Origin of the sequence: Corynebacterium imitans, from assembly GCF_000739455.1 — a bacterium.
Classification (GTDB): Bacteria; Actinomycetota; Actinomycetes; order Mycobacteriales; family Mycobacteriaceae; genus Corynebacterium; species Corynebacterium imitans.
Map to the genome: position 1 here is coordinate 2220836 of NZ_CP009211.1, position 20981 is coordinate 2241816.

Sequence of the window (20981 nt, forward strand, 5' to 3'; positions counted from 1 at the left end):
GTCCGGACCGGATCTAAATGGAGCTAGCTCCGTTTGGGGTTTTGGGCGGAACGCGACCTGCAGTTTTACATACTCACCGCACGCAAATGGAGCTAGCTCCATTTGGCCGACCAGCTGAACCGCGACCTGCGGTTTCACACTGGCGTGGCATGCAAACGGAGCTAGCTCCATGTAGTCGAACGCCGGGCAACCGACCAGCACCCAACCGGCAAGCCGCCCGGACCCCCGCCCCTACGCCGCGTCGACGGTGAGGTGCTCGCCGCCTTCGGCGACGTCCACGTTGACGGTGTCGCCGTCGCGGACGTAGCCGGCGAGCAGGGCCTTCGCCAGCCGGTCGCCGATGGCCTGCTGGATCAGGCGGCGCAGTGGGCGCGCACCGTAGGCCGGGTCGTAGCCGCGCTCGGCAAGCCATGCCTTCGCTGCGTCGGAGACGTGGAGCGTGAGGCGTCGAGAAGCGAGCCGATCCGCAAGCGACCCGAGTTGGATGTCCACGATGCCCACCAGCTGCTCGGCCGACAGCGCGTCGAAGACGACCACGTCGTCGAGGCGGTTGATGAACTCGGGTTTGAAGTGGTGCTTCACCGCGTCCATGATCTGGTCGTGGCTGCCGCCGGCGCCCAGGTTGGAGGTCAGGATGACCACCGTGTTGCGGAAGTCCACCGTGCGGCCCTGGCCGTCGGTCAGGCGTCCTTCGTCGAGGACTTGCAGCAGGATGTCGAAGACGTCCTGGTGGGCCTTCTCGACCTCGTCGAAAAGCACGAGCGAGTACGGGCGACGACGGACAGCCTCGGTGAGCTGGCCGCCAGCGTCGTAGCCGACGTAGCCCGGAGGGGCACCGACCAGGCGGGAGACGGAGTGCTTCTCGCCGTACTCGGACATGTCGATGCGGACCATGGCCGTCTCATCGTCGAAGAGGAACTCCGAGAGCGCCTTCGCCAGCTCCGTCTTGCCCACGCCGGTGGGGCCGAGGAAAAGGAAGGAGCCAATCGGTCGGTTCGGGTCGGCGACACCAGCGCGGGAGCGTCGCACCGCGTCCGAAACCGCGTTGACTGCGTCCTTCTGACCGACGACACGGCCGGCCAGAATCTCCTCCATGTGCAGGAGCTTCTCGGTCTCGCCCTGCATCATCTTGCCCGCCGGAATGCCGGTCCAGGAGGAGACGACCTCGGCGATCACATCGGGAGTGACCTCCTCGGTGAGCATCGTCTTCTGCGTCTCGCTGGCGCTGGCTTCCGCGTTCGCGACCTGCGCTTCCAGCTCGGGGATCCGGCCGTAGCGCAGCTCGGAGACCTTGGCGTAGTCGCCCTCACGCTCCGCGATCTCGGACTCGTTACGCAGGCGCTCCAGTTCCTCCTTCGCAGACTGGACCTTGTCGATCTCGGCCTTCTCGTTGGACCACCGCGTCTTCAGCTCGCCGAGCTTCTCCCGCTGGTCCGCGAGCTCCTGCCGCAGATCCTTCAGGCGCTGCTGGGAGGCAGCGTCCGACTCCTTCTGCAGGGCGATCTCCTCGATCTCGAGACGACGGACGATGCGCTCGAGCTCGTCGATCTCCTGCGGGGAGGAGTCGATCTCCATGCGCAGGCGCGAACCGGCCTCGTCGACCAGGTCGATCGCCTTGTCCGGCAGGAAGCGGTTGGTGATGTAGCGGTTCGAAAGCTCGGCCGCGGACACCAGCGCAGAGTCCTGGATCCGCACGCCGTGGTGTACCTCGTAGCGCTCCTTCAGTCCGCGCAGGATACCGATCGTGTCCTCCACGGTCGGCTCTCCCACGTAGACCTGCTGGAAGCGGCGCTCCAGCGCGGCGTCCTTCTCAATGTGCTGGCGGTACTCGTTCAGCGTGGTTGCACCAACGAGGCGCAGCTCGCCGCGGGCCAGCATCGGCTTAATCATGTTGCCCGCGTCCATCGCGCCCTCGCCGCTGGCACCGGCACCGACGATCGTGTGGAGCTCATCAATAAAGGTGATGATCTCGCCTTCGGCAGAGGTGATCTCATCCAGCACGGCCTTCAGCCGCTCCTCGAACTCACCGCGGTACTTCGCGCCCGCGACCATCGAGCCCAGATCCAGCGAGATCAGCGTCTTGCCCTTCAGCGACTCCGGGACATCGCCCGCGACGATGCGGCGGGCCAAGCCCTCCACGATCGCGGTCTTGCCCACGCCGGGCTCACCAATAAGGACCGGGTTATTCTTCGTGCGGCGGCTGAGCACCTGGACCACGCGGCGGATCTCCGAGTCGCGCCCGATCACCGGGTCGATCTTGCCCTCGCGAGCACGCGCGGTGAGGTCCGTGGAGTACTTCTCCAGCGCCTGGAACTGATCCTCCGGTGCCTCGGTCGTGACCTTCTTGTTGCCGCGGACGGACTGGAAGGCGGCCTTAATCGCCTCAAAGGTGGCGCCGCGCTTGGTCAGCAGTTCCGCGGCTTCGTCCTTGCCGCGGGCGATACCGGCCAGGAGGACTTCGGTGGACACGTACTCGTCGCCAAGCTCACCGGCGAGCTCCTGCGAAGCATTGAGCGCGTTGAGCGCATCGCGGTTGAAGTTGGGGTTGGCCATGTTCTGGCCCTCCGCCTTGGGGTAACCCGCGACGAGCTCGCCCGCCTCGCGTACGACGGTATCCGGATCAACACCGGTGGCCTTGAGCACGGGTGCGGCGATGCCGTCTTCCTGCGTAAGAATTGCCTGGAGCAGGTGCGCCGGGCGAATATCCGGGTTGCCTGCCGCAGACGCCTTCTGCAGCGCCTGCTGGATTGCCTCCTGCGTCTTGGTTGTGGGGGTAAAGGATGCCATGGTGCATCCTCCTTTCCGTGTGCGTTTATCTATATGGTTTATCTACCGGTGTACCCGGTCTACTCCCTATAACGCACCGGAAGTTGAGTCTGTTCCACTCAACGTGAAAAAGTTGCGCGGACTCGACTCAAGCCCCGTTGGATCTCGCGGCCTGCTCCTTCACTGGCACCCACTTCGAGGTAAACGCCAAGATCACCACGCCCACCGCAATGGCAAAGGAGACCCAGCCGAAGCCGGTGACAAAGCCCGCGATCACCGCGATCGGCGCGAGAATGGTCATGCCGATCTCAAAGGGCGCAAAGCCCACGTACGCCACGCCGTACTCGTTGAGCGTGCCGGACTTCAGCTTGGGGTCCACCATCTTCAGCAGCGCGATACCGGTCGCCACCGCGGCGGTCGCCCAGCCCCAGCCGAAGATGCCGCGCTCCAGCCAGTGCTCGCCGAAGAACAGCGGGCCTGCCCACAGCATCCACACCACGCAGAAGATGGTGCCGAGGACGAACAGGAGCAGCAGCGCCTGCCAGTAGCCGGCCAGCGCCGCCGGGATAATCGAGGCGATACCGAAGGCGATCATGTAGTCGGTCGCCGCACCGGAGATGGTGGTGATCGTGTCGCGGTCCAGGTAGTTCGACTTGCCCGCCGCCTTCAGCAGCCCGCGGCCGATAAGCCCCACCACGAACGACATGGCGAATAGCGGGATGGACACGTTTTCCCACTGGCTCTTGATGAGGTTGTTCAGCATGTAGGCAATGAGCACCGTGAACACGACGAACCCGCCGTGCAGTGCGAGCGGCTCAATGGAGGAAGGGTTGGTGGTCGCCCGACCAATAGCGGGGCGATCATCCTCATTTTCGATGTAGCCGGTACGCAGCTCTCGCGGAAGGTCACCCTGCAGCTGGCCCGCCTTGCCATTGCGGATACCCCAGTTCGCCACAATCACGCCGCCCACGATGGCAACGAGTGTGCCCACCGTCGCCGCGGTAAAGCCAAGCGACGAGGCGTTTTCCACCCCGATGCCCTCCAGCGCGGAACCGACCGCAGCCGCGGTGCCGAAGCCGCCGATGAAGCCGACGGGCAGCATCATGCCGAACCAGGGCTCGGTACCAAACAGCGGCGCAAACAGGTACAGACCGAGCAGGATGAACAGCCCCCACTGCCCCATGAACATCGACGTGGAATACGCCCACATGTTGCGCGCGCCGGCCGCCACGGAGCCGCCAAGCTCCATCGAGTACGCCATCGATGCGAACACCACCGCGATCAGCAGCGTCGTGTACGTACCAACATGCTCGGACCAGTTGATCAGGCCGAGCACCTCTTGCCCCAGCACAAGCCCGATGAGCCCGGCGGTGATCGGTGCAGGCAGAAGCAGCGCCTGCAGCACTTTCATCCTGTTGCGCAGCACGTTGCCCACGATGAGCAGCAACGAAATCCAACCGATGTCAGTTAACATTGTGTAGGGCGTAAATTCCACCGCTACCCACCTTTCTCTTCGCTGTTTTATCAGTCACATTACCCTGTTACCTATGAGCTCTTTCCGCACCGACGCCAACGCAGCCGCGCAGGCACTGCTTGACGACGAAACGTTGTCCCGCTCCACCCTCTGGACCCATTTCGTCGCCGAGTTCACCCAAGCGCCTGGTCTGTTCCCCGTCGGCGTGACGGAAGTACCGCACGAAATGGTGTGTGTCCCCGCCAAGGCGCTCAGCCGCGCCGCCGGAAATGTTTCCGGGTGCGACGTCTCACCGTGGGTGTTCGACGCCGCTCACACTCCGGCGCCCGAAGTCCCCGCGGACGAGGACGCTACAGACGCTGTAGAGCTCGACCAGGAAGCAATCAACGAGGCCGTGCTCACTGGTCTCCGCGCCTGGGCGCTGCAGCTGCGCCGCACTGGTTTTCCTGCCACCGAGCTCCCCGGTGCAGCGGAGATCTACATTGACGTGATTACCGAGCTGATTGATCGCCCCCTCGGCGACGAGACAGCGGACGCAATCCGCCGCGGTGCCAACACCATGAAAGAGGCCATCGAGCAGGCTGACCTGGACGGTGTTCCCCCGGCTTCGGCGGCGCAAGTGATGGCGGTGACGGAGGCGTCGGCAAGCTCAGGGAGCCCCAGCGCCGCCGATACCCGCATCGTGCGCCTGGAAACGAGCACCCCGCTCGAGTACGCGGCCGGCCAGGTCATCCCCGTCATGCAGGCGGATCGCCAAGGCGTGTGGAACTCGCTCGCGCCCGCGCTGCCGCCGAACGAGCTGGGGCAGGTGGAGTTTCACGTCCGCGACGAGCTGGACGTCGAGGTCGGCGACCACGTGACCCTCGGCACCGCCTACGGCCCCGTGCCGTTTCCCGAAGACAGCACTTCCCCGAACGAGCGCGTCCTGCTGATTGCCGACGGCACCGGCCTCGCCGCCGCCAAAGCGATGGTCTTCGAACTCATGGACCGCCCGGAGCGCCCGCAGGTGGAGCTGATGATCGGCGTCGAGCACGAGGACGAATTCTACGACCTGCAGACCTTCGCCTCGCTCGCCTCCAGCGCAGCCGCCCGCGACTGGCTCACCGTGACCTGCGTAGCCGAGCAGGTCATTGACCCAGAAAGCTCGGAGGCACCCGCGGTGTGCGAGGGGCTGCGCCGCGTCTGGGCTCCCCTCGAGCACCTCGCCGCGGCGACCGGCACGTGGTGGGGCCGCCGCCTCATCCTCTGCGGGTCGACCGCGCGCTGCACGTTGCTGGCCGACGCACTCCGTGAGGCCGGCGCACCGGCACCGCTGGTCATCGCACCCGACGCCGAGCCCGACTGGTTCTGCCAGCGAGCGCTTTAGAGATCATCGAGCGCGTTGTATTCGGCGAGCGTGAGCGCGGTATCGTCGCGTTTGGGACGCTGGTAGTTCATCGAAACATGCCTTGTCCCGTCCGGGAAGACGAAATGGTAGTCCGGCCCGTCGGCTTTGATCTCGATGTACTCGTCGGAAACAAGCGAATGGCACGCCGAACACAGCGGTATGAGGTTATCCAGGTCGGTGGCCCCGCCAGTAGCCCAATCATGGACGTGATGGACCTCGATGAACTTTGTGTGATTACACCCAGGTGTCGCACACTCCCCGCCCCACATGGTCATGAGCGCGTTGACCTGCCCGTCCGTGGCAAGACGCGACGCTCGCGAGGTGTTGAGAATCAGCCCGTTCTCGTCGACCGTGTTCACCCGCACCATCGCATTCGCCACGGCATGAGCCACGCTTGCCGACGCCGCACTCCCTCCCACCGGCAGATAGGCCCCGCCATCGACGGTGGTGACGATGTTGACGTGCGCGCCCGGTGTACGCAGGGGATTCTTCGGTCGCGAGCGGACGATGTTGACCATGCCCATGAACGCGGCCAGCATCACTCTGCCGGTGGGCATGCCGAACCCCGACGAGGTCGGAATGGCGCCCAGAGTTTCATCAACGGCGTCGCGATCGATTATGTCCTGCAGGTCAACGTCGTGATAGGCCAGCTCGCCGATCTTCAACGCGGCGGCAACCTGCGCACCCTCCAGCGGGCTGAGGTCAGCCCACAGCCCGAAACGTCCGTTCTTGCGTTCAGCGATGCGCACATACGACTTCGGCTGTGCTTTCGCGGAGTCCTCATCATCGCGCTCAAGCAGCGCAAGCTCCGCTTCAAGCTGGTGGTATGTGTAGTCCCGCGCCATATCGACGAGGAGCTGCTCATCGTTCTTTGCTAGGTACGGCATGAGGAGCCGAACCTTGGAGTAGTTCACCGCCCCGTCAGCGAAGGCACCGGCGAGGAGTTGATGGCGTGTGAGCTTCCGGGCGATACGGACATATTCGTGCGCGGTAGTCTGCGAAATCCCGAGCCGACGGATCAGCCAACCGGCGGTCGTTCTCGCGCCGCATTTGGGGGCGAGACGCAAGGAGTCGAAGATGCCGATGTCATATAGGAGGCTGGCTTTATGGCGTGTGATGCCTCCGAAGGTGGCTTCGATTCGATCTGCAATGGCTTGCACAGCCTCCTGCTCGCTCATGTTTTCGTCCGCGATGGGTGAATAAGTGGCGCTTTTGTTAGCTACTTGAGTGTCGGTGGGAGTGGTCATGTTCGCGGTCTTCCTTCTAGCGGATGGGTGTTTAAAAACGAAGCGTAACAGCCCACCCAGACATGGCCACTACCTGCATAAATGCCACTTTTATAGCGAGCTATAAAACGTGCGATGCAGCCAACACATCAGACCGGCCACCACTCCATCGCGAGGCCAAAAACTGCGCATTGCGTAGTTTTCTCAGGGCACGTTCGAAGGTCGGGCACGTAGCGAACAAGCGTGCCACCCTCAAAAACTGCGCATTGCGCAGTTTTTTAAGGAAACCCCCCCTACCGCATCGTTGTCGCGGCTTCGATCTCTACCACCGGCAGTGCCTTGCGCACCTTGGCGACGCGAGCGGGATCAGTGTCCACTATGAGCGTTTCGGGCCCGTAGCCGAGCCCGACTGGTTCTACCAGCGGCCGGCGCAGTAGCGTTTTATACTCAAGCGTCGTGTCGCCTCCCAGCAATAAGAAAAATCACCGCCTGGTTGACATGAGTATGTCGCCGGAGGAAGCGACGCCCTACCCAGATCCGGACGAATCAGCCGACATCATCGAAGACAGCATCGATATGGCTGAATTCGGAACAATCTTGCACGTCCGGGAATGGCGAGGAAACGACGGAATTGTGGAGCAGTTTGCGCTCATGCTCAACGTCACCCCCGCGCACACGGCATATCGTCGCTGCCAAGAACTGAAAGGCGATATTGCGAACTTTGCGCAGGTGATACGCACCGACACCTGGCACAGCACCGTCCATAGCCACCAATACTTCATCGACTGTGAGTACTGCGAGCGGCAAGTTCACGAAGAGTTGGCTGGGGGACGGCCAGGAGAGCCAATCGCGCCGCGTGGTGAACGGGACATTCCAAAAACTACTATGAGATGTTGTATGACCCGTCCGACTATTTAGAGCGTTGGGAGGCAGGCAAACCATGAACGAAAAGCAGAAGCGGCACTATCGAGCGCGCATGGCGGTTGCACAGCTGTTCCGCTCCGCGCTGGATCAAAGTGATGAGCGTGCCCGCTTCCTAGAACGTCTAGACGTAAAGACGATGCCGGTCATCGTTCCCGCACTGGGCGACACCTTGGCATCTAATATTCGGGAAGCAGCTCGCCGCCATTTCGAAGCGGGAGAGGAACACATCGTTGTTCCGGTGTGCCTGCCAGCCCCCAACGGCATCAAACTTTCCGTGATTATTGTTTCAACACATGACGCGAAGACGTTTTGGCAGCTGGACATGAACGAGCTTCATGGCAATGTCGAAATGGCGCAAGTCGTTGAAGCGCTAGACGCAAGCAAAAAGTGGGATGTGGATGCGCTCGACTCCCCACAGCAGCAAGAGTTGAAGGACTTGGCTGCCTCGATGTAGCCCCCCCTACCGCATCGTCGTCGCGGCTTCGATCTCTACCACCGGCAGCGCCTTGCGCACTTTGGCGACGCGAGCGGGATCGATGTCCACGATGAGCGTTTCGGGCCCGTAGCCCGCCTCGGCAACCACGGTGCCATCGGGCGCAGTCACCACCGAGTGGCCGATGCCGGTCGGCCCGGACTCCTCCCCTGCCTTTTCCAAAAAGTCGGGACGCGCCTGGCCCGCTGCCGCGAGGAACACCCCGGAGTCGAGCGCGCGGGCGCGGGTGAGCAGTTGCCACTGCTCGAGTTTGCCTTCGCCGTCCGCCCAGCTCGTCGGCACGACGATCACTTCGGCACCGCGGCGTGCGAGCTCGCGGAATTGCTCGGGGAAGCGGATATCAAAGCAGACGGCCACGCCCACCTGCACCCCCTCGTGCTCGAAGAGGACGAGCTCCTCACCAGGGCGCACGGTGTCAGACTCGCGGTAATTGAATGCGTCGTAGGTGTGGATCTTGTCGTAGCCTTTGTGCACACCTCCGCCGGTAATCAGCGCGGTATTGAAGACACGGTGGATCGTCTTGCCGTCCACCTCGCGGATATCCGCCGGGCGGAAGGTCCCGGCGACGATGGTGGTGCCGGTCTCCTTTGCCAGCTCGGCGAGCTGCGTTGCGAACTCCCCGTCCAAGTCTTCTGCCTGCGTGTCCAGGCGGCCTTGCCCGAAGGCCTGGCTCGTCGCCTCGGGCAGCACGATTAGCGTCGCGCCCTCCGCGGCGGCGTCGCGGATCAGCGGGGTAACAAGCGCCACGTTGTCACGCACGGAGGGGCCGGTAGTGATCTGGATGCACGCGAGTTTCATGCCCCAACCCTGCCATAACTTGGCCCGGCGCGACAGACCCTTGCGCAACTAAACTCCATATATTACGGTTGCGACATGAACGTTTTAGTTATTTCGGAAGACACCGCAACCAAAGCTCGCAACCACATCCCCAACACCACGCACTATCCCCCAATCCCCTTAGAACCATCACATACCGCAGACGCATTAACAGGCTCACACACGGAACTTACACAGGGCATCCACCGCACCGTGCGCGCACTCGCCGCCCACCTCGAATCGGTCGCGGACTTCGCCGACACCGCCTGCCGCCTCGACGCCGAACTCGCCGGGAGGCTTGACCATGCATAGCGCGACCTACCAGCCCGCCCTCATTACAGCCCAGCTGAAAGGAGCGGTGTGGGAGCTGGGACAGGTGCGTGGGGACGTCGAGAAGCAACTGCGCAACGCCGAAAATGCAGCACACGCGTTGCATGCCACGGGTTTCGCTGGCCCCGCCGCCGACGCCGCGGTTACCCGGATCCACGCGCAGCAGACTTCCCTGCGCAGCCACCACGCCGAACTGACACGCATCCGCATCATCCTCGAAACCGCGGCCGAACTGCACGAACGTCTCGACCATCTCGCAGAACTCGCCGCGCGGTACGGGCACCACCGGATCATTCTCTGGCTCAACCAGCTTTCTTTTGCGCTGGATGAGGCGGCGGGCGACGCGCTGCGCACGAATATTCCGCATCACACGATCGACGAACTCTTCCACCACCCCGACCACACGCTCGATGAGCTGCACGCGCACCACGCCGCCACCGTGCCCGCGGCAACGCAGCGCACCATCGCCGAGCACGGCGCAACCATACTGGAGGCGGGTCCCGGCAGTACGACCGTCATGGTCGGCGATTACCACTCGCCAACCAGGATCATCACCATGGTCGCGGGCACGCACACCGGCAAACCGGAGGACCTCGGCCGCGAGCTCGACAAGGCGCAGCGCATTGCCGCCCGCACCGGGGCCGCCGTCGTGGTGTGGCAAGGCTACGGCCCGCCGGCCAACCTTCCCGACGCCGGCATCCAGACACCCGCGCGCCGCGGGGCGGGCAACCTCTCGCGCTTCCAGGCCGCGCTCGACGAGCGCTTCCCCGACGCGCAAAAGACCATCGTCGCGCACAGTTACGGCACGCTCCTACCCACCCGGGCCGCGACCGAGGGCGGTTTGCTTGTCGACGACCTGTGGCTGGTCGGCAGCGCCGGAGTCGCAGGCAACAGCGTCGACGATCTCACGCTCGCCGGGCCGGACTCCGAGGTCTACGTGGTTGACTCACCCGAGGACATCATCCTTGCGCTGCGCTCCGGGCCCGCCGCCGCGCTCGGTGCCTCGCCTTCGCACCCGAGCTACGGTGCCACCGCCGTGGAGGGAGTGGCCGGCAGTCATACCGACTACTTCACAGACCCCGCGTTCCTGTCTGCCCTTGCACAGGGCGCACACGACGCGCCAGAAAATAGGTAGCATTTATGGAGCATCAGTGACCTTACAACAAAAGGAAAGGTTCCATGGCTGAAAATTTTGCGCAAGCGTTAGTCTCCAAACTCGAAACACTCGGTATTACCCGCATCTACGGGCTGGTGGGCGACTCGCTCAACCCGCTGTCTGATGCCGTGCGTCAAAGCGACATCGAATGGGTCCACGTGCGCAACGAGGAGGCGGCCGCTTTCGCCGCCGGCGCGGACGCGCTGGCCCAGGACGAGCTCGCCGTCTGCGGCGCGTCCTGCGGGCCGGGCAATACCCACTTCGTCCAGGGCCTGTTCGAGGCACACCGCAACGGCTCGAAGCTGCTGGCTATCGCCTCGCACATCCCCACCGTGGAGATCGGCTCCTCCTTCTTCCAGGAGACTCACCCGGAGCTGCTGTTCCAGGAGTGCTCCTCCTACTGCGAGGTCGTCCACAACCCGGAGCAGGGCATGCGCGTGTTCCACAACGCCGTGCAGAACACGCTGGCCGGTAACGGCGTCTCGGTGATGGTCGTGCCGGGCGATGTCTTCGCAGCGGATGCCCCGGAGGGTCCCTTGAGCGCCGACTCCGTCTACGCCACGGGCAAGAACAAGCGCGTCTACCCGGACCCGCACGAGGCAGCCCGCCTGGTCGAGGCCATTAACAAGGCCGACAAGGTCACGCTGTTCTGCGGCTACGGCGCTCGCGACGCCCGCGAGGAAGTCTTCGCACTCGCAGAGAAGATCAAGGCACCCATCGGCCACTCCTTCCGCGGCAAGATGTACTTCGAGTACGACAACCCCTTCGACGTGGGCATGTCCGGGCTGCTCGGCTACGGCGCCTGCCTTGACGCGATGGAGGAATCCGACCTGTTCATCATGGTGGGTACGGACTTCCCCTACACCGACTGGCTGCCGGACGAGAACGTCGCGCAGATCGACATCGACGGCGCCCACATCGGCCGCCGCACCAAGGTGGACTACCCGGTCGTCGGTGATGTACAAAGCGTGATCGAAAACATCCTCCCCCATGTGGAGGAAAAGACGGACAGCTCCTTCTTGGACAAGATGCTCAAGCGGCACTACCAGCTGCTCGACCACGTGGTGAAGAGCTACACGGAAGAGGCCTTCGAATCGAAGAAGCCGATTCACCCGGAGCTGGCGGCCTCCGTGCTGGACGAACTGGCTGATGATGACGCCTACTTCACCGTGGACACCGGCATGTGCAACGTGTGGTCCTCGCGTTACCTCACCCCCAACGGCAAGCGCGAAGAGGCGGCGTCCTTCCTCCACGGCACGATGGCCAACGCACTGCCCATGGCCATTGGTGTGCAGGCCGCGCAGCCGGATCGCCAGGTCATCTCCTGGTCCGGTGATGGCGGCCTCGGTATGCTCATGGGCGAGCTGCTCACCATCAAGCTGCACCAGCTGCCGGTGAAGGTGATCTGCTTCAACAACTCCTCGCTCGGCATGGTCAAGCTGGAGATGATGGTGGCAGGCATGCCCTACTTCGGCACCGACCACGAAGAGGCCAACTACGCCGAGATCGCCAAGGGCGCTGGCATCAAGTCCTTCCGCATCGAAGAGCCCGAGGACCTCGAGCCCATGCTCAAGGAGGCCCTAGCCTACGACGGCCCGGTACTGGTGGACATCGTCACCGACCCGGAGGCCCTTTCCCTGCCACCGGGGATTACCTGGGACATGATGAAGGGCTTCACCAAGTCGGGTGCCCGCACCGCCTTTTTGGAAGGCGGCGTCGGACGCCTCTTCAACCTGGCAAAGTCCAACCTGCGCCACATCGGTGGCGCTGCGGCGATCGAGTTCGGCGGCTAGCGACGGCGGCGTCGAGCAGCGGCAGGCTCCCACGTCACCACCGCAGTTGAGCGCGGCACGTGGACCAGCTCGCCGCCGCGGGGGCGCGCCTCCAAACGCCGGCGCAGCTGGGCGTTTTCCTCGTGCTTCGCGGCGAGCTCCTCCTGCAGGTCATCGATCTGCTCGGTGAGCTCGATGATCGTCTTAATGCCCGCCAGGTTTACGCCGTCCTCCTGGGACAGCTGCTGGATCCGGCGCAGCAGCGAGATGTCGCGGCGCGAGTAGCGACGCCCGCCGCCACTCGTGCGCATCGGGGTGACCAGGCCCATCCGGTCGTAGGTACGCAGCGTCTGGGCGTGCATGCCGGTCAGCTCAGCGGCCACGGAGATCACGAAGTACTGCTCTGTCTCCTTCGCCATTTCCATCACCTCCTACTGGTTGCCGGCCCACCCGGCGCGGGGGTCGAAACCGGAGTCCCGCTCAGCCTGGTGGTAGGCGCGCAGCGCGCTGGTGGCGGCCGCGTCCAGGTCCTTCGGCACCGCCACCTCGACGGTGACGAGCAGGTCGCCTGCCTTGCCGGACTTGCGCGGCACGCCGCGGCCCTTCACGCGCAGGGTGCGTCCGTTCGGGGTGCCCGCCGGGATCTTCACCCGCACGCGCTTCTCCAGCGTCGGCACAGTCACGGTGCCCCCCAGGGCGAGCTCGCCGAAGGAGACTGGGACGGTGACCTCGAGGTCGTCACCGGAGCGGGTAAACACCGCGTCCTCGCGCACATGTACGTGCACGAACAGGTCGCCGGCCGGGGTGCCGTTCGGCCCGGCCTCGCCCTGCCCGGCGAGGCGCACCTTCTGCCCGTCGATCACGCCTGCGGGGATCCGCACCGTAATGCTGCGGGTGCGGCGCACAGTGCCGGTGCCGTGGCAGGTGGTGCAGGGGTCCTCGATAATCTCGCCGGTGCCCTGGCACTCGGCACACGGGCGCGCCATGCCGAAGGCACCGCTGTTTTCCCGCACGTAGCCCGAGCCGGAGCAGGTCCCGCACCGGTGCGTCTTCCCGTCCTTAGAGCCGGAGCCGTGGCAGGTGGTACATGGGGCCTCGCCGGTGAGCTCCACCGGGAAGGTCGTGCCCTTGGCTGCCTCGCGGAAGTCGAGCGTTATTTCCGTTTCGACGTCCGCCCCCCGCGACGGCCGAGCGTTCCTGCCAGCAGCGCCGCCGCGGTTAAAGAGGCCACCGAAGAGATCACCAAGGCCGCCGTCTCCAGCTTGTCCAGCACCGGGGTGTCCGAAGACGTCGGAGAAGTCCGTTTGCGTCGTGCGAAACCCGCCCGGAAATCCGGAACCACCTCCCCCAAATCGGCCAAAGCCGCCGGAGCCCATCATGGACTTGAACTGGTCGTACTCCTTGCGCTCCTGCTCGTTGCCAAGCACGTCGTACGCTTCAGCCACCCGCTTAAATTTCTCCTCCGCGGCCTTATTGCCGGGGTTGGAGTCGGGATGGTTTTCGCGTGCGAGCTTGCGGTACGCCTTCTTAATGTCTGCCGCCGAGGCAGACGAGGACACTCCGAGATCTCCGTAGTAGTCCTTGTTTGCCCATTCCTGTTGCATAGCCATCTCGCACCCTCCTTTCACACAACTGTAGTGCGATGTACATAGCTAAATCTTGTTTCGTTTTATAAAAATGGCCGGGGAAGAGTCCGCGTGGCTTTCGCTTCCTCGTTCCCCGGCCGGGTGCCTAAAGCTGGGCCCTAGGCTTCGTCGTCCGCCTCAGCGGATTCAGCAGGATCCGCGATGATCACCATCGCGTTGCGGATCAGTTTGTCGCCGACCGCGTACCCCTTGCGGAGCACGCTGCCGATGACCTGCTCACCGCCCGAGGACAAATCCTGGACTGCCTCGTGGATCTCCGGGTTGAAGGCCTCGCCCTCAGCACCGAAGGCTGCGACCTTCTGGACTGCGAGCACGCTGCGGAGCTTGTCCGCGAAGGCCTTCAGCGGGCCCTCCTTCAGGTCGCCGTGTTGTTCGGCCAGGTCGAGGTCGTCGAGAAGCGGCAGCAGCTCGCCCGCGAACTTCGCCTTCGCGTGCTCGGCGATCTGGCCGCGCTCGCGCTCGGTACGGCGACGGTAATTCGCGTACTCCGCGCTCACGCGCTGCAGATCCTCGGTGCGCTCCGCGAGCTGCTTCTCGACGTCGCTTTCACCCTCGTCCTCGGCAACCGCGGCCTCGATGTCGGAAAGCTCTTCATCGATGCTGGCTGCGGCTTCCGCCTCCTGCGGGGTGACGGCTTCCTCGTCGGTGTTCTCCGGCGCGCCTGGATCCTCCGGCATCTCCGGGTTCGGGTTCGTCATAACCTTCACCACTTCCTGACTTACTTGTTGTCGGAGTCCTTGGACTCCTCTGCGTCTTCCTCAACAACCTCAGCGTCAACCACGTCGTCGTCGGTCGGCGCATCGGCCTGGGTTGCGCCCTCGTTGGCCTGTGCCTCGTAGAGCACCTTGCCCAGCTCCTGGGACTCGGTGTTCAGCTTCTCCACCGCGGACTTCACAGCCTCGAGGTCATCGCCCTTGAGCGCCTCGTCCACCGCGTCTGCGGCCTCGGTCACGCGGGTCTTCAGGTCCTCCGGCAGCTTGTCCTCGTTGTCCTCCATGAACTTGCGGGTCTGGTAGGCCGCGGACTCTGCACCGTTGCGGGTCTCCTGCTCCTCGCGGCGCTTCTTGTCCTCGTCAGCGTGCTGCTCCGCATCCTTGATCATGCGGTCGATCTCCTCCTGGGACAGGCCAGAGCCGTCCTGGATCTTGATCGTGTTCTCCTTGCCGGTGGCCTTGTCCTTCGCGGACACGGACACGATGCCGTTGGCGTCGATGTCGAAGGTGACCTCGATCTGCGGCACACCACGCGGTGCCGGAGCGATGCCTGCCAGCTCGAAGGAGCCGAGCAGCTTGTTCGCCGATGCCATCTCGCGCTCGCCCTGGAAGACCTGGATCTGCACGCTCGGCTGGTTGTCCTCAGCCGTAGTGAAGGTCTCGGAACGCTTCGTCGGGATGGTGGTGTTGCGCTCGATTAGCTTGGTCATCACGCCACCCTTGGTCTCGATGCCGAGGGAGAGCGGGGTGACGTCGAGAAGCAGCACGTCCTTGACGTCGCCGCGGAGCACGCCAGCCTGCAGGGCAGCGCCCAGAGCCACGACCTCGTCCGGGTTGACGGACTTGTTCGGCTCCTTGCCGGTCATCTCCTTGACCAGGTCGGTCACGGCCGGCATACGGGTGGAGCCACCGACCAGCACGACGTGGTTGATGTCGCCCAGCGAGAGGCCAGCGTCCTTGATTACCTGGTTGAACGGCGTCTTGGTGCGGTCCAGCAGATCGGAGGTGATCTTCTGGAACTCGGTGCGCGACAGGGTCTCATCCAGGAAGAGCGGGTTCTTCTCGGAGTCAACGGTGATGTACGGCAGGTTGATGGAGGCCTGCTGGGAAGACGACAGCTCAATCTTCGCCTTCTCCGCTGCCTCGCGCAGACGCTGCATCGCCATCTTGTCCTTGGACAGGTCCACGCCCTGTGCGGACTTGAACTTGTCTACCAGCCACTCGACGATGCGGTTATCCCAGTCATCGCCGCCCAGCTCGTTGTCACCAGCGGTAGCGAGCACCTCGACCACGCCGTCGCCAATCTCCAGCAGGGAGACGTCGAAAGTACCGCCGCCCAGGTCGAAGACCAGGATGGTCTGCTCAGAGTCGTTCTTCTCCAGGCCGTAGGCCAGTGCGGCCGCGGTCGGCTCGTTCACAATACGCAGGACGTTCAGGCCTGCGATCTGGCCGGCCTCCTTGGTGGCCTGGCGCTGCGCGTCCTCGAAGTACGCCGGGACGGTAATGACCGCATCGGTCACCTCGTCGCCCAGGTAAGCCTCCGCGTCGCGCTTCAGCTTCTGCAGCGTACGAGCGGAAATCTCCTGCGGGGTGTAGTCCTTGTCATCAATGTTGACGGTCCAGTCCTCGCCCATGTGGCGCTTGACGGAGCGGATGGTGCGGTCAACGTTGGTTACCGCCTGGTTCTTCGCGGACTGACCGACGAGCACCTCGCCGTTCTTCGCAAAAGCGACGACGGACGGGGTCGTGCGGGAGCCCTCCGCGTTTGCAATAACAACCGGCTCGCCGCCCTCAAGGACGGAGACAACCGAGTTCGTCGTACCGAGGTCAATACCTACTGCGCGTGCCATGTTCTTTTCCTCCTGTATATCTGGGGTTTATCAGTAAGTTGATGTGCTGTGACTCAACTTCACGGCAACCACTGTAACAGATGATCCACCGGAGTTGAGCCTGTCGCACTCAATCCCTACAACGGCACATGCCCCAAAGTTGTTCCCACTCGGCTCAACTTTCTTTGTTCACGCAGGTCACAGGCAGTAAATTAGTTGAGTTGGCGCTGGAATTGGGCCAACGCATCGTCGATAAGCGGGCGCGCGGCGTAGCCCAAACCGACGAGTGCGAAGAGCGTCACGATCACGCCCGCGATGCCGAGCCCGGTCGTCTGGCTCGACGTCATGGAGCTGGCCGGGAGCACCGAGCTGCTGCGGGACTCCCCCTCAGCGCAAGCCGAGAACGCCTGGAAGTAGGACACGACCGGACCAGCGAACTCGGGCGCGTGGGTCTTGGCCGCGTCGATGATCCCGTCGCGAAATTCCACGAAGCTCGTACCGAAGAGGACACCGCCGACGGTGCCGCCAACCACGGGGCCGAAGTCCACGCCGTACAGCGGGCCGAGCTCGTGGGCCTTCTCCGGGGAAATGGTGATCTTCTGCTCGGTGATCACGTCGTTCTTCGACGCGTTGAGAAAGCCAACCATGCGCCAGTACTTATCTTTCTGCTTGCCAAGCGCAAGCGCGGCCTGCGCGTCCGAAACTTTCCGGTCCGCGGGCACCGGCAGGTCGCTCGCGCTCTTGACTTCCTTGCGCTGGCCGTACTCCCACACCACCTTGGCCTGGGCTTTCGCCTCCTCACCCTCGAAGCTGTCGCGGACCTGCTCGCCCAGCCGGGTAAACAGCACGGAGTAGGCACCGTTTACACGCTCGGTGTCCTTATCCGTAAAGGTGATGGTGCACTGGTTGCTCTCGGCGTCGTACCTGGTCTCGTAGGCCTGCGCCGGTAGAGCGGCAACTGCCGAAGCGGTAAGGGAGACGGCTAGTGCCGCGGCGGCAAAACGGGTGGTCTTCACGGGGAAACTCTTTTCTTTTATCTGGGAAGGAAGACAGCGGGCCCCGCCGCTTCGCGCACAAGGTACGCAAAAGCGGCGGGGCACTGAAGTGGAACGGCGCTAGAACAGGCCGGTCTCGTTCTCGTCGTAGGAGACGAGCAGGTTCTTGGTCTGCTGGTAGTGGTTCAGCATCATCAGGTGGTTCTCGCGGCCGATGCCGGACTGCTTGTAGCCGCCGAAGGCCGCGTGGGCGGGGTACGAGTGGTACTGATTCACCCACACACGGCCCGCCTGGATCGCGCGGCCCGCGCGGTAGATCGTGTTCTGGTTGCGCGACCACACGCCCGCGCCCAAGCCGTAGATCGTGTCGTTGGCAATGCGGATCGCGTCGTCGAAGTCCTTGAACGTGGTCACCGACATCACGGGACCGAAGATCTCGTCCTGGAAGATCTTCATGTCGTTGGTGCCCTTGAACACGGTCGGCTCGATGTAGAAGCCGTTCTCCAGCCCCTCGAGCTTGTTTACCCCACCGCCGATAAGGGTCTCCGCGCCTTCCTTCGGGCCGAGCTCCAGGTAGCTGACAATCTTGTCCATCTGCTCCTTTGAGGCCTGCGCGCCCATCTGGACCTCCGTGTCCAAGGGGTTACCCACCTTGATCTGCTTGACACGCTCGACACCGAGCTGAAGGAACTCATCGGCGATCGACTCGTGGACCAGCGCACGCGACGGGCAAGTGCAGACCTCGCCCTGGTTCAGCGCGAACATCGCAAAACCTTCGATTGCCTTCTGCTTGAAGTTATCGTCGCGGGCGAAGATGTCCTCAAAGTACAGCGACGGCGACTTGCCGCCCAGCTCCAGCGTGACCGGGATGACCTTGTCCGCGGCCGCCTTGTTGATGATCTTGCCCACCTGCGTCGAGCCGGTAAACGCAATCTTGGCGATGCGGTCGGAACCACTCAGCGCCGCACCCGCCTCACTACCGAAGCCGTTGACCACGTTGACCACGCCGTCCGGGATCAGATCCCCGATCAGGTCAAGCAGGTAAAGGATGGAGGCCGGGGTCTGCTCCGCGGGCTTAAGCACCACGGCGTTGCCCGCAGCCAGGGCCGGAGCGAGCTTCCACACCGCCATGAGCAGCGGGAAGTTCCACGGAATGATCTGGCCGACCACGCCGAGCGGCTCGTTGAAGTGGTAGGCCACCATATTGTCGTCGATCTGGCTTAGACGCCCTTCCTGCGCGCGGATCGCGCCCGCAAAGTAGCGGAAGTGATCAATAGCCAGCGGGATGTCGGCGGCGAGCGTCTCGCGCACGGCCTTGCCGTTCTCCCAGGTCTCGGCCACTGCAATGTCTTCGAGGTGCTCCTCCATCCGGTCCGCGATGCGGTGCAGCATCAGCGCACGCTCCGCCGGCGAAGTCTTGCCAAACGCGGGTGCCGCCTTGTGCGCTGCGTCCAGCGCCAGGGTGATGTCAGCCTCCTTGCCGCGGGCCACACGGCAGAAGGTCTCGCCGGTCACCGGGGTGATGTTGTCGAAGTATTCGCCGTCGACCGGCGCAACCCAGTCGCCACCGATGTAGTTGTCGTACTGCTCGCGGAACTTCACGGTCGAACCGGCGGTGCCGGGGTTAGGGTAGACAGTCACTTCTCTGTTTCCTTTCGCTAATTAGGGACGCAGTGTGACCTACCCTACACGCATTCTGGAACGGGAGCTAGGGCATAGCGCTTGTCGACGTCACGCCCGCTCAAAGCGCGACGCCCGCCCCTGCCCCTTCGGCACGATGTCGCCCTTTTCCGCAATCCCATCCAAGAGTCGCTTCGAGGTGCCCCGCGCAACACCGGTCAGCCGCATGAAGTCGCCAGTCGTAATGGCATCGTGGACACTCAACCAACGCTCGACGGTGCGCGCCGCCTCCAGCGGGTCGGTGGTTCGGTACGGCAGGAGCTCACGTACCGGATCCTCATTGCGGTGTCGCTCGATGCGGTCCACCGTGGTGTCCCCGAGTACCCACACATCGTTGTACTTGGCGACGATCGGGGAGGCGTCGACAAGCGTCTGCTTCGCCACGTCGAGTGCTGCCTGGGCGGACTCCGCCGAAGCCTGCAACTGCTCCGCAAGCTGTGCCGGAGTAAGAAACGGGTGGTAGAGAAGATAATAGAGCAGAATGCTCAGACGATAGTCCTCCTTGCGCTCTGCTGGACGCAGCGCGTTCATCACCTCCAGCACGGGCGTTGACGGCGTACCACCGCGCAGCGTGACTTCGACGGCAACGCCACTGACCTCTTCAATCTGCGGCGGGTTGTGTCCGAGCGCAATCATTGCGCGATACATGCGGTCAATACCGACCCCCTGCTTATCCACCAGCCCGGTCGCGCGGAACAGATCCGCGAGCGCCGGGTACCGTGCCTCGCGCTGAGTGAGAATATTCGACGCGTTCACGTGCCCCACAAACCCGCCGGGACTACGGACCTCCAACATCGCGTCTGAATCGGTCCACCGCACCTCCGTCGGCCCGGACCTGTTCCAATCCCGGTGGATGACGCCGTTGAGTACCGCCTCGCGTACCGCACTGTTCGGCAGCTGCTGGATCGGTACGTGACTAAACCCGTGCTCCACCGTGACCTGAGAGTTAAGCACATCAAGTGCGGTTTCTACCTGGTGAATTTGCTCCGCCAACGACTGCTCCGGCGATGGCGTAACCCGGTTGCGCACGCTCCCGCTCGGCACGTCGAACTGGGTCAACTCCAAGCCGGTAGCCCCAAGGCTGGTCACCAGCATCGCCGCCGCGGTAGAAAGACGGCCATCGCTGCGCAGCGCGCCAAGCGCGCGGAGGAACTCCTCATCCGTCTGCTCCTGTGGACCCACCTGACGCCACTTCCGCAGGATGGAAAGCGCCTCCGGCCGAGCGTCGGCAGCGGTGCGTTCGGAGGCAACTGCCATTGGGTCGAAAGATTGTAGCGCCGCCTGGTGCTGCCACCACTCCGAACGATCAACCGGCTTGCACGAGTCGCCGACCCGCCAGCGTAAGCGGTCGGAGGTGTCCTCAACCGGGGCCGGTGCCTGGCTGACGAGAATCACTAGCAACCGAAACCCCTCGACCTGACGCTCCGTAATATCTGGGGCTACCCCAACGCGAGAATTTATCTCCTGACGCAGCCAATCAATATTCAGCTCGGTGCCAAGCAAGCGGCCGGTGCGGTCTTCTACACCGACAATCAGGGCACCACCGCCTGGCGAATTCGCCATGCACGCAACTTCATCGGCAAGCTTTGTCGCCGCGAGTGTATTCTCCGGCTCACCAGGGAGCAGCTCGCGCCCTTGCCTTCGACCGGCCTCTTCTTTGAAGTCGATTGCCTGCGATTCCGTGGTAACGGAAAGCGACCCATCCTGCGCTGTTGCCAGGATCCGCTCGACCTCGCGCACGAGCTCCATGCCGTTATCCCCTCGGTACCAATCT

The 20981-nt window shown here is 63.7% G+C and carries 17 protein-coding genes; 5 read left to right on the plus strand and 12 right to left on the minus strand.

Annotated features, from left to right (window positions below; genetic code table 11):
• Positions 1 to 231: 231 nt before the first annotated feature.
• Both clpB and CIMIT_RS10405 read right to left on the minus strand, forming a co-directional pair.
• The gene (clpB, locus tag CIMIT_RS10400) at positions 232 to 2787 is read right to left on the minus strand and encodes an ATP-dependent chaperone ClpB (RefSeq protein ID WP_038592655.1); all 2556 of its coding nucleotides are present in this window, start codon (positions 2785 to 2787) and stop codon (positions 232 to 234) included.
• A gap of 127 nt (positions 2788 to 2914) precedes the next feature.
• Positions 2915 to 4240, minus strand: coding sequence for a sodium/glutamate symporter (locus tag CIMIT_RS10405; protein WP_038592657.1), 1326 nt, complete (start codon positions 4238 to 4240; stop codon positions 2915 to 2917).
• A gap of 73 nt (positions 4241 to 4313) precedes the next feature.
• Between CIMIT_RS10405 and CIMIT_RS10410 the strand changes: the two genes are divergently transcribed.
• A complete protein-coding gene (locus CIMIT_RS10410; protein WP_038592659.1) occupies positions 4314 to 5606 on the plus strand; it encodes a ferredoxin reductase domain-containing protein in 1293 nt (430 codons plus the stop codon).
• On the opposite strand, the gene CIMIT_RS10415 is transcribed toward CIMIT_RS10410, so the two are convergent.
• Positions 5603 to 6874, minus strand: coding sequence for an HNH endonuclease signature motif containing protein (locus CIMIT_RS10415; RefSeq protein WP_231910289.1), 1272 nt, complete (start codon positions 6872 to 6874; stop codon positions 5603 to 5605). The genes CIMIT_RS10410 and CIMIT_RS10415 overlap by 4 nt on opposite strands.
• A gap of 435 nt (positions 6875 to 7309) precedes the next feature.
• Between CIMIT_RS10415 and CIMIT_RS10420 the strand changes: the two genes are divergently transcribed.
• Positions 7310 to 7771: a hypothetical protein gene (locus CIMIT_RS10420; protein ID WP_231910290.1), complete on the plus strand. Its 462-nt coding sequence runs from the start codon at positions 7310 to 7312 to the stop codon at positions 7769 to 7771.
• A 22-nt stretch (positions 7772 to 7793) separates the two neighbouring features.
• Entirely contained in the window at positions 7794 to 8231 is a 438-nt protein-coding gene (locus CIMIT_RS10425; RefSeq protein WP_051904952.1) for a hypothetical protein, read from the plus strand.
• Between the two features lie 6 nt (positions 8232 to 8237).
• Here CIMIT_RS10425 and CIMIT_RS10430 read toward each other — a convergent pair whose 3' ends face one another.
• Positions 8238 to 9068: a carbon-nitrogen hydrolase family protein gene (locus CIMIT_RS10430; protein WP_038592664.1), complete on the minus strand. Its 831-nt coding sequence runs from the start codon at positions 9066 to 9068 to the stop codon at positions 8238 to 8240.
• A 195-nt stretch (positions 9069 to 9263) separates the two neighbouring features.
• The gene (locus CIMIT_RS13055; protein WP_268870438.1) at positions 9264 to 9392 is read right to left on the minus strand and encodes a hypothetical protein; all 129 of its coding nucleotides are present in this window, start codon (positions 9390 to 9392) and stop codon (positions 9264 to 9266) included.
• Between CIMIT_RS13055 and CIMIT_RS12200 the strand changes: the two genes are divergently transcribed.
• The gene (locus tag CIMIT_RS12200; RefSeq protein ID WP_084674352.1) at positions 9391 to 10551 is read left to right on the plus strand and encodes an alpha/beta hydrolase; all 1161 of its coding nucleotides are present in this window, start codon (positions 9391 to 9393) and stop codon (positions 10549 to 10551) included. The two genes, CIMIT_RS13055 and CIMIT_RS12200, sit on opposite strands and share 2 nt — an antisense overlap.
• Before the next feature lie 44 nt (positions 10552 to 10595).
• Positions 10596 to 12365 carry a pyruvate dehydrogenase gene (locus CIMIT_RS10440; protein ID WP_038592669.1) on the plus strand — a complete coding sequence of 590 codons (1770 nt, stop codon included), beginning with the start codon at positions 10596 to 10598 and terminating at the stop codon, positions 12363 to 12365.
• Here CIMIT_RS10440 and CIMIT_RS10445 read toward each other — a convergent pair.
• The 7 genes from CIMIT_RS10445 to CIMIT_RS10475 form a co-directional block, all read right to left on the minus strand.
• Positions 12362 to 12763 carry a heat shock protein transcriptional repressor HspR gene (locus CIMIT_RS10445; protein ID WP_038592672.1) on the minus strand — a complete coding sequence of 134 codons (402 nt, stop codon included), beginning with the start codon at positions 12761 to 12763 and terminating at the stop codon, positions 12362 to 12364. The genes CIMIT_RS10440 and CIMIT_RS10445 overlap by 4 nt on opposite strands.
• A 12-nt stretch (positions 12764 to 12775) precedes the next feature.
• A complete protein-coding gene (dnaJ, locus tag CIMIT_RS10450; protein WP_038592675.1) occupies positions 12776 to 13954 on the minus strand; it encodes a molecular chaperone DnaJ in 1179 nt (392 codons plus the stop codon).
• A 134-nt stretch (positions 13955 to 14088) separates the two neighbouring features.
• Positions 14089 to 14688 carry a nucleotide exchange factor GrpE gene (gene grpE, locus CIMIT_RS10455; protein WP_038592678.1) on the minus strand — a complete coding sequence of 200 codons (600 nt, stop codon included), beginning with the start codon at positions 14686 to 14688 and terminating at the stop codon, positions 14089 to 14091.
• Between the two features lie 20 nt (positions 14689 to 14708).
• Positions 14709 to 16553 (minus strand): molecular chaperone DnaK, encoded by a 1845-nt coding sequence (gene dnaK / locus CIMIT_RS10460; RefSeq protein ID WP_038592688.1) that lies wholly within the window; start codon positions 16551 to 16553, stop codon positions 14709 to 14711.
• Between the two features lie 191 nt (positions 16554 to 16744).
• Positions 16745 to 17548 (minus strand): hypothetical protein, encoded by an 804-nt coding sequence (locus CIMIT_RS10465; protein WP_038592691.1) that lies wholly within the window; start codon positions 17546 to 17548, stop codon positions 16745 to 16747.
• A 99-nt stretch (positions 17549 to 17647) separates the two neighbouring features.
• Positions 17648 to 19168, minus strand: a complete 1521-nt coding sequence (gene exaC, locus CIMIT_RS10470; protein WP_038592695.1) for an acetaldehyde dehydrogenase ExaC — start codon at positions 19166 to 19168, stop codon at positions 17648 to 17650.
• Between the two features lie 90 nt (positions 19169 to 19258).
• Positions 19259 to 20956: a DUF5635 domain-containing protein gene (locus CIMIT_RS10475; protein ID WP_038592698.1), complete on the minus strand. Its 1698-nt coding sequence runs from the start codon at positions 20954 to 20956 to the stop codon at positions 19259 to 19261.
• Positions 20957 to 20981: the final 25 nt, after the last annotated feature.